Here is a 14,438-nt window from a genome sequence, read left to right on the forward strand (position 1 = left end):
TGGCCAAAATGAGTACGAAAAAAGTATATAGTTTCTTATCACAAGCATTCATATTCTCAGCTATTATGTTAGTTTCTAATATTATTGCAACACATTTACCAATTCCAATGCCTTCATCGGTGATTGGATTAGTCATTTTATTTAGCTTATTATGTTTAAAGGTTATTAAATTGGAGCAAGTTGAATCACTTGGAACAGCTTTAACAGGTATTATCGGATTCCTTTTCGTCCCATCAGGTATTTCAGTTATTAATTCTCTTGGTGTAATGGGACAATATTTTGTACAAATTCTAACTGTAATTGTTGTAGCAACAATTATTTTACTCGCTGTAACAGGGCTATTTGCACAATTTATTTTAGGAAAAGATGACAAACAAACAGAAGATAAAAAAGAATTGAAAGTAGTACATAAAGGACGCAAGCACGGAAAAGTTGCGTAACCAATGTAGCGTATATATTGTTAGGAGGGAATGAACATGGCAAGCACAATGACTCCATATTTCGGAATTGTAGTTTCATTGATCGCATACGGAATCGGAACATTATTATTTAAGCATTCAAAAGGATTCTTCTTATTCACACCATTATTCGTAGCGATGGTATTAGGAATTGTCTTTCTAAAAGTCGGTAATTTTACTTTCGAAGAATATAATACTGGTGGAAAAATGATTAGTTTCTTCTTAGAGCCAGCAACAATCGCGTTTGCAATTCCATTATATAAACAAGTGGATAAGTTAAAAAAATATTGGTGGCAAATTTTATCGGCTATCGTAGTTGGATCTATTTGCTCAGTAATTGTCGTATTCATTGTTGCAAAAGCAATTGGTTTAGATACAGCAGTAATGAATTCAATGTTACCACAAGCAGCAACAACAGCAATTGCGTTACCAATCTCTGAAAGTATTGGTGGTATACCAGCAATTACATCGTTTGCAGTTATTTTTAACGCAGTTATTGTATACGCATTAGGAGCATTATTCTTAAAAACATTTAGAGTAAAACATCCAATTGCAAAAGGTTTAGCACTTGGAACAGCAGGTCACGCATTAGGAGTGGCAGTAGGAATTGAAATGGGTGAAGTAGAGGCAGCTATGGCAAGTATTGCTGTAACAGTAGTTGGGGTTGTAACTGTAGTTGTCATACCGATGTTTATGCCATTCATTGGCTAGTAAAACTTACTTAAAAAAATGAGAAAAGCAAGCTATTTGTAGGACGGATTTCTACTGATAGCTTGCTTTTTATGTTACAGTAGTGGTAAGACCTATTTTAATAAAATGTAAGTTTCCTTAAATCTTCATTAATACTGTGGAGAATACGTTTTGAATTAGGCCATTGTATTGTAAAATAAGAAGTAAGCTACTATAAGGTCTGCTAAGAGAGACATATAATAAGCTTATAAAAATCTTTATATGAATGAATAATTAAAGGTAGAGAAGAGAGAAAAAATCTACTTATTAACGTTTTACTTTATAGGACAGGAGAGAGTACTCGTCGATTATGCAAATAAAAAACCTGTTTCAAAGCAAAGGATTTCAGAGGTTTCTCGTATTAGTAATACTTGCTCTCGTGTTATACGGGCTGCAAAGTATGTTAAATTTAATTTTAATTACGTTTATTCTCACGTATTTAATGGATCGATTCCAAAAGTTTATTTCTCGTAAATTAGATCATTTCATGCCCATTAATAGGAAGATTATTATAGCATTTCTATATGTAATGTTAATTGGTGGAATTGCTATTACCCTATTTAAATATTTACCAGTATTAACGATACAAATTTCACAATTAATTTATCAATTTAACGTATTTTTAAGAAACCCACCAGATAGTGAATTAATTAAGTATGCAGTGAATGCTGTCAATCATATGGAACTTTCTAAGTATGTAGGGCAAGGCGTTGACATTTTGTATAAATCGATTACGAATGTTGGGAAATTTGGCCTTCAAGTGTTACTTTCTTTAATTTTAAGCCTATTTTTCTTATTGGAGAAAGCTCGTATCGTTGCTTTTACTTCAAAATTTAAAGAAAGCCGACTTGCAATTTTCTATACTGAAATTGAGTACTTCGGTAAGAAATTCGCACGTTCATTCGGAAAAGTAATCGAAGCACAATTTTTAATTGCAGTTGTTAACTGTGTTCTATCCGTTATTGCACTATGGATATTAGGATTCCCGCAATTATTAGGTTTAGCGTTAATGATCTTCTTACTCGGCTTAATTCCAGTAGCTGGGGTTATCATTTCGTTATTCCCGCTTTGTATGATTGCTTACAATATCGGCGGTATTATGTACGTTGTTTATATTTTAGTTATCGTAACAGTTATTCATGCGCTTGAAAGTTACGTGTTAAATCCAAAGTTCATGTCGCAAAAAACAAACCTACCGATTTTCTATACATTTATGGTATTAATCTTCTCAGAACACTTCTTAGGTGTATGGGGATTAATTATCGGTATCCCAATCTTCATTTTCTTATTAGATGTATTAGATGTGACAAGTGATGAAATGGAGAAGGACGTTGGAACAAAATAAGGTGAAGTAAAGAAAAAGCATCGATGTTCGATGCTTTTTCTTTTATAACATGACGTTCCTTATGCCATACTGTAAGAAGAACATAGAATAGGGGTGAAGTAATGGCTGTAAATGAAAAGGTAGAGTTAGCTACATTTGCTGGAGGGTGCTTCTGGTGTATGGTTTCACCATTTGAAGAGATGGAAGGAATTATAGAGGTTGTTTCTGGCTATACAGGTGGTCATAAAGAGAGTCCAACATATAAAGAAGTATGTTCAGAAACGACGGGACATTATGAGGCAGTACAAATTACATTTGATGCAAATAAAATGCCGTATGAGGAGTTATTAAATATATACTGGAGACAAATTGATCCGACTGATGTAGGTGGGCAATTCCACGACCGCGGACAGTCTTACGAAACAGTGATTTTTTATCATAATGAAGAACAACATAAAAAAGCAGATGCTTCAAAAGAAGAGCTTGCAAAGAGTGGACGCTTTTCAAAGCCAATTGCGACAAAAATATTGCCAGCAGCTACGTTTTATCCAGCTGAAGACTATCACCAAGGATATCATAAGAAAAATACATTCCGTTACGAGCTATACCGTAAAGGCTCGGGACGAGATGCTTTTATTAAGCAACATTGGCCAAAAGATAATGCTCATTTAAAAGAAAAACTAAATGAGATGCAGTTTTATGTAACGCAGGAAAATGGTACAGAACCACCATTTCGAAATGAGTATTGGAATCATAAAGAAGAAGGCCTTTATGTAGACATCGTTTCAGGAGAACCGTTATTTACTTCTTTAGATAAGTTTGATAGCGGGTGTGGATGGCCTAGCTTTACGAAGCCAGTTATGTCAGCTAGTGTGAAAGAAAAAATGGATGTAAGTCATAATATGACGCGTACAGAAGTGAGAAGTAAGGAAGGAGATTCACATCTTGGACACGTATTTCCAGACGGTCCAGGACCAGAGGGTCTTCGTTATTGTATTAACTCCGCAGCCCTTCGATTTATTCCAAAAGAGGAATTAGAGAAAGAAGGATATGGTGATTTCCTAATCTTGTTCGGAAATAAAAAATAACCTCGCAGTTAGCGAGGTTATTTTTTTGTTATTTTGCTTTTTTCTTTTTGAACTTGCTTAATACTTCATAAACGATTGGAACAATAAGAAGTGTTAATAACGTTGAACTTGTTAATCCACCAATTACTGTTACACCAAGTCCTTTAGAAATTAAGCCGCTACCTTCAAATCCTAATGCAAGCGGGATAAGAGCCCCGATTGTTGCAATTGCAGTCATTAAAATCGGGCGAAGGCGTGTTGCACCAGCTTCTAATAAAGCTTCACGTGTTGATAGACCTTCATTTTCTTTATGAATAACGCGGTCGATAAGCACGATTGCGTTTGTTACAACGATACCGATTAACATAAGCGCACCGATCATTGCAGATACACTTAATGTTTCACCGGAGATTAATAAGGCAACAAGTGCTCCGATAATTGTAAATGGTAGCGAGAATAAAATTGCGAATGGTGCAAGGGCACCTCCAAATGTAACGACAAGAACGAAGTATACAATGGCAATCGCAGCTAACATCGCTAAGCCAAGTTGCTTGAATGATTCTTCAATATCTTTTGTAACGCCGCCCATAGAAACATCTACGCCAGAAGGAAGATCCATTTTATCTACTTCTTTTTGAACAGCGGCAGATGCTTTTGAAACATCATCAGATGTTAGTTTTGCGCTTACTTCCGCATAAACACGACCATCGCGGTGTTTCACTGTATTTGAAGTTTCCCCTTCTTTTACAGTCATCACATCTTTCACAGCCACTTCATTACCAAGTGGTGTTGTAAGCTTTCGATTTGTTAAGTCATCGATTGTTTCATATTGTTGCTTTTCAGCTTCTACATATACATTGACGTCTTTACCGTCTTTTTTAATTGTTGTCAGAACAGGGCGATCATGTGGATTAGAAAGTCCCATTCCAATTTGCGCAGCTGTTAGACCCATTTTACTTAATTTTTCCTGATCTGCGACTAAAGTGTACTCGGCATACGTTTTTGCGATACTAGAGTCTATATCTTTTAAGTCTTTATTTTTCTTCATGATATTTTGAATATCTTTTACGACAGGCTTAATGTCTTCTGAGCTATCCCCGTAAACGTATAGTTTAATTTCGTTACTACCGCCACTTGCTCCGAAATCTTGGTTTTTCCATTCGCCTTTTCCAGACATCTTCTGTAGATCTTTAACGACTTGTTCTTTCTCTTTTTCGAAGTTTTTCGTGTCGTTATCATATTGTACGAAGAACATTGCCTGATTTGATTGACCAGGACTCATTGGGTTTTCGCCACCTAATGAGAATTGAATTGTTTTGACGTCTTTATTATTTTGGAAATGCTTCTCAGCTTTCGTTGCAATTTTTTCAACGTCTTCTAACGTTTGACCTGGTTCAGGGTTGTACGTTGCAATAATCATTTTTTCTTCTTCAGATGGTAAGAAGCTTACACCGATCACTGGCACAAGTGCAAGACTACCAACTAATAGAAGGACAGCAATACTTGATGTAATGATTTTATGATTTAAAGCCCATGCAAGTATACGTTTATAAATGTTTGCTAATTTACTTGGTTTTTCTTCATGGTGTACTTCTTTTTCCCTCATGCTCTCTTTCTTAAATAAAGAGTGAGCTAGCATTGGTACGATTGTAACTGCTACTAGTAACGATGCTAATAAAGCAAAGACAATAGTTAAGGCGAATGGTAAGAACATTTCACCAATCATACCTTTTACTAATCCAAGCGGTAAAAATACAGCAATTGTTACAATGGTAGAAGACATAATTGGGATAAACATTTCCTTCGTAGCTTCACGAATTAAATCTTTCCCGCGCAACTTTTCCTCTGATAACGACATACGTCGGTAAATATTTTCAATAACAACAATGGAGTCATCCACAACACGCCCGATAGCGACTGTCATTGCTCCGAGTGTCATAATGTTAAGTGTAATATCCATTTGTTTAATGACTAATACAGCAATTAATAAAGAAAGTGGTATGGAAACGACAGAGATTAATGTTGTTCGGATATTTCGTAGGAACAGCATAATAATAACAATCGCAAAGATAGCACCGAAAATAGCTTTGCTCAGCATTGTTTCTACTGATTTCTCAATAGGTGCACCTTGGTCAAATGTTGAAATAATCTCTAAGTCTTTATATTTCTTCTCAAGTTCTTTTACTTTATCTTTCACTGCATTTACAACATCAACTGTATTTGCATCAGCAGCTTTTACAATTTGAATTCCAATTGCTTCTTTTCCATTTGTACGGGAAATAGATTCTGCTTTTCCGACTTCTTTAATGTTAGCAATTTCGTCTAATGTAACTGTCGGAATCCCGTTCATAGCGGCTGGATTCATTGGTGGCATTTGTGCATTAGCGCCAGCATTTTGACTACCTTGACCGCTCGGCGATGAAGGTATAGCCGGGATCTTTAATTCTTTTAATGCTTTCATTGTTGTAATATTTCCATCTACAACAACTGATTTTTCCGTGTCTTTAAATGTATATAAGCCAAGTGGTAAAGATACGTCCGATCCTTTAATTACATTCTTTACAGTATCTTCACTTAAACCTAATTCTTTCATCTTATCTTTCTTGAAGACAAGTTGTACCTCATCTACTTGTTGACCTGAAATTTGAACAGATGCGACCCCATCAAGTCCTTTTAATCCCGGAACAACATTTTTTTCTACACTTTCAGTTAAGGTAGCTAAAGATTCATTTTTACTTGCTACGCTTAACGAAATAACAGGAAAGGCATTGAAGTTTACACGTGAAACTTTCGGATCCTTTACGCCTTCTGGCATTTTCACATTTGCGAGAGCTTCTTTAATTTCTGTTTCAGCCTTTTCCATATTTTTATCAAAATCATATTCTACCTGAATAGAAGATGCGTTTTGAAAAGATGATGAACTAACAACGTTTACACCACTTAAATTTTGCAGTTGCTCTTCCATCGGTTTTGAAACTTTATCAGCTACTTCTTCCGGTGTAGCACCAGGATAAACCGTAGTTACTGTTACAATCGGTGTTGTAATATCAGGAATTGTTTCCAGCTTCATGTTCAGCCCAGAATAAATACCTGCAATGGTAACGATAATGGTTAGTAGCCAAACCGCGAACTTATTTTTTAACGAGAAATTAATGATCTTGTTCATGTTTGCGCTCCCTTTGTATTGTATTGACCAACTGGTCAGTCTAATACATAATATAACTGACTGATTGGTCAGTAGTCAATGAAAAGAGATGGTATAATAAAAGTGAAACTTTAATCAGTGAATAATTTACTATCTGTAAGTAGCGAGATATATTTATGGTAAGATGCGAGATTAAATTTAGGAGAGACAACATGAAAGAAAAAGAGCGCTTAATTATAGAGTTGGCTATGAAGTTATTTGCGAATAAGGGTGTAAATGCGACATCAGTGCAGGAAATTGTAACAGCTTGCGGTATATCTAAGGGAGCTTTCTATTTATATTTTAAATCGAAAGACGAGCTTTTATTAGCGACACTTCGATATTATTATGACAAGATTCAAAATAAAATGATGGATATTGAAAAAGAATCGTTATTGCCGCGTGAAAAATTCACAAAGCAATTGCATTGTCAGTTTAACGATATACAAAAGCATAAAGAATTTATTATTATGCATGCACGGGAAAATGCTATTCCTTTTAATAAAGATGTGGAAGAATTTATGATGCGGATGAAATTGGAGTCCCACGCATTTTATCGGAATAGTTTATTGTCCATTTATGGTGAAAAGGTTATGCCATATTTATTAGATTTAGTAATTATGGTAGAAGGGATCTACCGTGGGTATTTAGAATTAATTATTCTACAAGCTCCAGAAATTGATTTATCCTATGTTTCTGCTTTTATTTTGAAAAGGGTGGATGATTTAGTAGATGGATTGGTAGAATCCTCAGAAGAACCCGTGTTACATGAAGAAAAGCTTGGGGAATTCCTTTGTAAATCAGAGCTTATTAAAGAGCAGGTGAAGGAACATTTTTTAAAGGAAATTATTGTTTTTAAACGCACATTAGCTGATCAACTTGAAGATGAGGAATTGCTTGTTACATTAGATGTCTTGGAGGCAGAAATGAGAATGCAAAATCCAAGAATTCCAGTTATCCAAGGGATGTTGTTTAATTTAGAGGCATATCCAACTTTAAAAGAATTTCGTTTGAGGCTCATGGGCTATTACAATATAAAAAGGTAACAATGATAGTTTTCATTGTTACCTTTTTTATTATGCATTCACTTTTTCTTTTGTTTGAGTAGTCTCTTCTTGCTCAATATTGATTGTCTCTTTTACGATATAAATCGGACGGTTTTTACTTTCGTCATAAATACGAGCAATATATTGGCCAACGATTCCAAGACCAAGTAACTGAATACCGCTAAAGAATGTAATAGCGACCATAATAGATGCCCAACCTGTTTGCGTACTAGTGCCAATAATTTTTACAGTGATTGTATATAGTAAAACAATTATTGAAATGAGAACAGATAATAGGCCTAAAGTCATAACGATACGTAACGGTTTTGTTGAAAATGCAATAATGCCATCAGATGCAAATTTAATCATTTTCTTTAATGGATATTTTGTTTCACCAGCAAAGCGCTCATCGCGTTCATATTCAACATACGTTTGGCGGTAGCCAACCCAAGACATCATACCGCGGATGAAGCGATTTCGCTCAGTCATTTGATTGAAAACATCAGCTACTTTGCGATCGATGATTCGGAAATCACCAGTATCTTTTGGGATATCGATATCAGACATGTAGTTTAAGAATTTATAGAAATATTTAGCTGTTAAAAGTTTAAACCAAGTTTCACCTTTACGTTGTTTACGTTTTGCATAAACAACTTCATATCCTTCTTCCCATTTTGCAATAAGTTCAGGAATAACTTCAGGTGGATCTTGTAAGTCTGCATCAATAATTACGATAGCGTCACCTTTTGCAGCAGCAATACCAGCTGTAACAGCTATTTGGTGTCCAAAGTTTCGGGCAAAATTAACGATTTTTGTTCGGTAATCATTTGCCGCAATCTCAGATAAAATCTCCATTGTACGGTCTGTACTACCGTCGTTTACAAAGACAAATTCATAGTTAATATTATTTTGAAGCATAACGGACTTTAGACGGTTATAACATTCCTGTGCTACTTCTTCCTCGAAGTACATAGGAACTACAACCGAAATTAATTTTTGCATGTTGTATCCTCCGTAATTTTAATAAGTTGTTTCAGTTTAATTAGTAGCCTTTTCAGTTTGGTTGAATGTCCAAATTTTATTAAGGACAAAATTGATAACCATTCCGACACCAATTGCGAAGATCTGTGCAATTAATGCATTAAAGGTAAGTTTATCTACTAATATAAATAAACATAATGTATTAAAAGCCAATACAATTAAATTTACAGTTAGAAATTTAAAGAACATTGACGTGCTTTTATTATTAGGTTTAAACACCCAATTCTTGTTCCAATAGTAGCTATTGGCAACACCAATTAAATAGGCAATGGTATTCGCAATAAGGTAGTTCATCCCAAATTTTAATAATATCCAAAAGCTAATAATTGTAATGAGTGTATTAAAGATCCCTACTAAACCAAACTTTAAGAGTTTCTCCATAATAGTATCCTCAACTTTATAAAATATATAAATAAAACAGGAAATGTAGGAAGGTTATCCTACATAACAACTATCAATTATAGCATAGTTTATATTGAAACGTTAATGCAATTGAGTAAATCTAATGTTTTTGTAATTTAAACGTATAATCAAATGTGTATATATTTATTTGTATAACTATTTATTCAATTGATTGGATGAAAAGAATTGAATATGGAAATATCAACCTGATTCATGTATAGTGATGTGTGATGTGGTTTGTACGTTATTATCGGGGGGAATTGAACATTTATTAAGATGATAAAGTTCTTCAGTTTTATACAGTATATAACGGTATTTTTGTACCAATGTTTAAAGGAGTAGATTGTATTGAAATTATTTTTAAAAGGGTTATCGACTCTTTCTACACGTGCAGTATACATGATATATGTCTTTTTTGCCTCAATATTAGTTGTGGATTATTTTTCGGATACGCAAAAATATAATTACACAATGATAGTAACTGGGGTCGTATTTTTATGTACAATTGGGTTTTATGTACTTAGAAAAAGTTCTTTATATCTAGAAAAATTAAATGAGAAAAAATGCTTTTTTGTGTTAGTAATTATTTGCTTAGCAGTTAAATTAACGTGGGTTCTTACATACAAAATTCAGCCATTAGTTGATTACGCTACATTTTATTATACTGCAGAAGCATTGAGTAAAGAATTTGTTATTGATAATAATTATATTGCATTATTTCCACATATTTTTGGTTACGCCTCATTTTTAAGTATTTTCTTAAAAATATTTGGAGCTAGTCATATGGTAGCGCCTATCGTAAATGTTGTTTTAACTACAATATCAATGGGATTAATATATGTTATATCTAGAAAAATTGGTGGAGTTAGAACAGCCATAACAGCTAGTATTTTATGGATAGCATTGCCTTCACAAACGATTTATAACATGTTTGTATTGTCAGAGCCGTTGTATTGTACAATACTATTATTAATTTGGGCAGTTATGATAAGCGTTCATGAGAAGATTCACAATATAAGTATAAAAAAATTACTTGTATACTCGATTTTATTAGCGGCACTACTTGCATTAATGAATATGGTACGACCAATTGCAGCTGTTCCAATTATAGCCCTAGTCATATGGCTATTTATTATTAACACGAAGCACATAGGAAATAAAAAAATATTATTAAACAAGGTAGTATATGTAGGAGTTATCGTTATTGGATATGTTATTTTTTCCTCGGCGATCAATCAGTATATAACATTACGTTTAGGTGAAGAGATAGCATCAGCACCAGGATATAATGTTTATGTAGGGTTCAATCAGGCTGAATCCGGAAAATGGAATATGCCAGATGCAGAATTGTTGTTTGAGTATAATAATAAACCAGGGTGGACTGCTGAGGATTCTCAACAAAAAATGCTAGAAGAGGCGAAGAACAGAATACTAAACGACAATATCGATTTTATGAAATTATTTTCGGATAAATTCTTTGTCTTTTTAAGTGAAGATAGTGCGGCAGTTTCTTACGCCGAGCCTGCACTAGATAATGTAGTAAGATATACCGTGGCATCTAATATTTTTTATTACTTCTTAATTGTGACTTCAATATTAGGTGTATTAATAATGATAAAGAATAAAACTAAATCTATCCTATTTATGATTTGCTTATATACAATAGGGTTAACAATGGCGCAGTTATTAGTAGAAGTGGCATCACGATATCATTATTCGGCTACAATACCTATGATAATTTTGTCTGCTTTTGGTATAAATTATGCTTACAATAAAAAAGAAAATATAGATATAAATAAAAAGGCATGAGTTCGGTATTACACCGGGCTCATGCCTTTTCTATTTCATTTTCGTTTATTTTAATAATCAAATCTTTATTAATTAAAATTACACTTTTGAAGACTTTCTGTTCGATATAAATCGATAGCATAAATATAGCCCGTAACTTTGAATAATCGTAAAGCTAGGAATGATGAAGTATCGGTATCTTGTTTGGTATTCAATTAAGAAATGAACAGTTATGTAACCGATTATCAATAATAAAAATAGTGTATAATGCGTGTTATTTTGCTTAGTCAACACGAGATAAAGAAGCGCTAATGTGCTAAAGAGCATAGCTGTAATGTACATATACTTTTCATATTTCGTAAGGCCATCTTTTAAAGTAATCATATCATTATCTGTGTCCCCAAGTGTCAGTAAACTCCATAATGGAGCGGAGTCGTAATCTGCCCACATGAGTGTGAACTTATCACCAAATAAAGATAAAACTTTTTGTGGATCAGCCAGTCGTTCTTGAATCAGCTTCTTTTCAGCAGCTTTGCGTTCTTCACCGATTTCAAGGGACATAATATATTCTGCATCTGCTGCAGAATAGCCACCCTTTGTTTCATGGTTAAACCCTACTGTAAATTTCCAGAGAGGGTCACGGTTAGATAGCGGATATTGTGTAATTCCAGCAGATATAAATGAATAACTTATAATGTAATGTACAAGGTAAAATACGACGAAAATTCCACAAAGTTTTTTAATGGAAGTGAAGATATCTTGTTTTGATTTCCCTAACATACCTTGTAAAAAGACATAAATAGTTACTGCAATTAGGATGATCGCACCAAGTGGGCGCATTATATCGCCTAAAGAAAGCGAAATCCCTATAAAAATCCACATATATTTATGGCTTAAGCCTTTTGTAATTAATAAATAAAACCCAAGATAAAATAAGAAGGTAGCCAAATGTTGATTTGTTAGGACTGAGCTTAATACGATGCTTGGGATATAGATTGCATATAGTAAACCAGCCATACGTCCAGACCACTCATTAAATATATGAGAAGTTATTTTGTAAACGAGGAATGTTGTTCCTGTACAATATAATACATTTAAGAACTTTAGAAGGAAGGTTCCTTCACCAAAGAAATTAATAATTAAAGCTTGGTACATTGTGAATCCAAGTTGATAAACCCATGAAGTATAATATGTACTTTGGGCGAAACTAAAATCTCCTTTAGTTGCTTGCACGGCACCATTGTACATCATAGCAAAATCCGATTCGACAGGAGTTTGGATATTAAGAACCCAGATTAATCGAATAGAGAAAGCTAAAATAATAAGTGAAATAGTGAATGTTAGTTTTGACATATATTTGTTGGAAATATAGCCGATTAATAAAAATAGAAGCCCTATCATAATAATAATTGGGACTATAATAAGTAAACGAGTGTGGGCTTGTCCTCTAACTACGTATACTGATTGCCATGTAATAGCTGCAGAAATAATGAGACATAGCACTAACAAGGATTTCACACAAAATGTATTAAGTTTTAGAAAAAATGGACTTTGCATTATAAGTAAAAACTCCTTATTGAATTTAATTGCTATTTTAAGGGGAAATCCTTTTACACAATAGGTGTGTAAAAGGATGGTTTCAGGTGATTAAGAATTTTCTTGGGACCATTTTTCTACATCCCAAGTTTTTGTTACCCAATCTTCATAAAATTCCGGTTCGTGGCATACAAGAAGAATTGTTCCTTTGTATGCTTTCATCGCTTTTTTCAGCTCTTCTTTTGCTGTAACATCAAGGTGGTTTGTTGGCTCATCAAAGAGTAGCCAGTTACTTTCTTCACCCATTAGTTTACATAAACGAACTTTTGCCTGTTCGCCACCGCTTAATTGATTCAACGGACGAGAGATATGTTCGTTTTTTAAACCACATTTCGCTAACATTGCACGTACTTGATGTTGGTCTAAGCTAGGGAATGTATTCCAAACATCATCAATTGGTGTTATATTATCAGCTTTTACTTCTTGCTCGAAGTATGATGGGTTTAAGAAGTCACCAAGACTAGTTTTCCCGCTTAATGGTTTAATCTTACCTAAAATCGTTTTTAATAGTGTTGACTTACCGACACCATTACATCCAACAATTGCAATTTTTTCACCACGTTCAATTGTCATCGTTAATTTCGGTAATAACGGATGTGTATATCCAATTTCTACATTTTCCCCTTCGAAGACAAATCGGCTACTTGCACGACTTTCTTTAAAGGAGAACTCAGGCTTGATAGCTGTTTCAGGACGATCGATACGCTCCATGCGATCAAGTTGTTTTTGGCGGCTCTTTGCACGGCCTGTCGTTGAGTAACGAGCTTTATTTTTTGCAATAAAATCTTCTTGTTTTTTAATAAATTCTCGCTGCTTTTCATAAGCGTTGATATGTTGATTTTTATTGATTTCTGCTAACTCTAAGAATTTTTCATATGTCGCTGTATAACGCGTCATTTTTGTAAATTCTAGATGGAAAATAACATCAACACATTTATTCATAAATTCCGTATCATGGGAAATTAATAGGAATGCATGTGGGTATTCTTTTAAATAATTTGTTAACCAATGAATATGTTCAACGTCTAAATAGTTGGTAGGCTCATCTAATAGTAATACTTCTGGTTGTTCAAGTAGTAACTTTGCAAGTAATACTTTTGTACGTTGTCCACCACTTAATGCTGCAACATCACGATCTAGACCGATTGCATCAATTCCAAGACCACGTGCTGCTTCTTCAATTTTAATATCTAATAAATAGAAACCGCCTGCTTCAAGAGCATCTTGTATTTCTGCCATTTGCTCAAGTAGTTCTTCTAATTCTTCTGGTGTAGCAGTTCCCATTTTTTCTGTAACTTCATTTAATGCTTTTTCTTTTTCAAATAAAGGTAAAAATGCATCTGCTAATACTTCACGAATTGTGCGACCAGGCGTTAAAATTGTATGTTGGTCTAAATACCCATAATTTGTACCAGGCGTCCATTCAACGCGCCCTTCGTCATGGATAAGCTGACCAGTGATTATATTCATAAATGTTGATTTACCAACACCGTTTGCTCCGACTAATCCAACGTGTTCTCCTGCAAGTAAGCGCATGGATACATCTTTAAATAATGTGCGATCACCAAATGTATGGCCTAATTTCTCAACTGTTAATAAGCTCATAATGTCCTCCGTTCATTTCTAAATAGTGTCTTGAATCATGATACTAAATTCTTTGATATAATGCTATCATTTCAAAAATGTATATTTTTAAAAATAGATTTTTTTATTATTTCGGAAAAATATATAGGCGTTCTATCTAAAACTCCATATTTATGAAGGATTAAAAGAAACAAGTTTATATATGAGTAATAACAGTAA

Annotated in this window: 11 protein-coding genes; 6 read left to right on the forward strand and 5 right to left on the reverse strand. The window is 33.9% G+C overall.

Features of this window, described 5'->3' with window-relative positions; genetic code table 11:
• The first annotated feature begins 8 nt into the window (after window positions 1–8).
• The 4 genes from lrgA (at window position 9) to msrB (ending at window position 3,599) form a co-directional block, all read left to right on the forward strand.
• Window positions 9–440, forward strand: coding sequence for an antiholin-like murein hydrolase modulator LrgA (gene lrgA / locus VF726_RS27195; RefSeq protein WP_440173337.1), 432 nt, complete (start codon window positions 9–11; stop codon window positions 438–440).
• A gap of 36 nt (window positions 441–476) precedes the next feature.
• The gene (gene lrgB, locus VF726_RS27200; protein WP_000168869.1) at window positions 477–1,169 is read left to right on the forward strand and encodes an antiholin-like protein LrgB; all 693 of its coding nucleotides are present in this window, start codon (window positions 477–479) and stop codon (window positions 1,167–1,169) included.
• A 328-nt stretch (window positions 1,170–1,497) separates the two neighbouring features.
• Entirely contained in the window at window positions 1,498–2,532 is a 1,035-nt protein-coding gene (locus tag VF726_RS27205) for an AI-2E family transporter (protein ID WP_440173339.1), read from the forward strand.
• 101 nt (window positions 2,533–2,633) lie between these two features.
• A complete protein-coding gene (gene msrB, locus VF726_RS27210; RefSeq protein WP_098344643.1) occupies window positions 2,634–3,599 on the forward strand; it encodes a peptide-methionine (R)-S-oxide reductase MsrB in 966 nt (321 codons plus the stop codon).
• 28 nt (window positions 3,600–3,627) lie between these two features.
• Here the strand turns inward: msrB and VF726_RS27215 are convergent, their stop codons facing one another.
• Entirely contained in the window at window positions 3,628–6,744 is a 3,117-nt protein-coding gene (locus VF726_RS27215; RefSeq protein ID WP_440173340.1) for an efflux RND transporter permease subunit, read from the reverse strand.
• Window positions 6,745–6,935: 191 nt separating this feature from the next.
• On the opposite strand from VF726_RS27215, the gene VF726_RS27220 reads away from it, so the two are divergent.
• On the forward strand, window positions 6,936–7,808 hold the full coding sequence (locus VF726_RS27220; RefSeq protein ID WP_440027437.1) for a TetR/AcrR family transcriptional regulator: 873 nt from the start codon (window positions 6,936–6,938) through the stop codon (window positions 7,806–7,808).
• A gap of 30 nt (window positions 7,809–7,838) precedes the next feature.
• Here VF726_RS27220 and VF726_RS27225 read toward each other — a convergent pair whose 3' ends face one another.
• On the reverse strand, window positions 7,839–8,810 hold the full coding sequence (locus VF726_RS27225; RefSeq protein WP_440173341.1) for a glycosyltransferase family 2 protein: 972 nt from the start codon (window positions 8,808–8,810) through the stop codon (window positions 7,839–7,841).
• 36 nt (window positions 8,811–8,846) lie between these two features.
• On the reverse strand, window positions 8,847–9,230 hold the full coding sequence (locus tag VF726_RS27230) for a GtrA family protein (RefSeq protein WP_000413281.1): 384 nt from the start codon (window positions 9,228–9,230) through the stop codon (window positions 8,847–8,849).
• Between the two features lie 369 nt (window positions 9,231–9,599).
• Between VF726_RS27230 and VF726_RS27235 the strand changes: the two genes are divergently transcribed.
• Window positions 9,600–11,060 (forward strand): glycosyltransferase family 39 protein, encoded by a 1,461-nt coding sequence (locus VF726_RS27235; RefSeq protein ID WP_440173342.1) that lies wholly within the window; start codon window positions 9,600–9,602, stop codon window positions 11,058–11,060.
• A 78-nt stretch (window positions 11,061–11,138) separates the two neighbouring features.
• On the opposite strand, the gene VF726_RS27240 is transcribed toward VF726_RS27235, so the two are convergent.
• Together VF726_RS27240 and VF726_RS27245 are read right to left on the reverse strand one after the other, a co-directional pair.
• Window positions 11,139–12,596, reverse strand: a complete 1,458-nt coding sequence (locus VF726_RS27240) for a glycosyltransferase family 39 protein (RefSeq protein WP_440173343.1) — start codon at window positions 12,594–12,596, stop codon at window positions 11,139–11,141.
• A gap of 90 nt (window positions 12,597–12,686) precedes the next feature.
• Complete coding sequence (locus VF726_RS27245; protein ID WP_000055404.1) at window positions 12,687–14,240, reverse strand: ABC-F family ATP-binding cassette domain-containing protein; 1,554 nt, start codon at window positions 14,238–14,240, stop codon at window positions 12,687–12,689.
• Window positions 14,241–14,438: the final 198 nt, after the last annotated feature.

This window comes from Bacillus sp. Brlt_9, assembly GCF_051948935.1.
In the GTDB taxonomy this organism is placed as follows: Bacteria; Bacillota; Bacilli; order Bacillales; family Bacillaceae_G; genus Bacillus_A.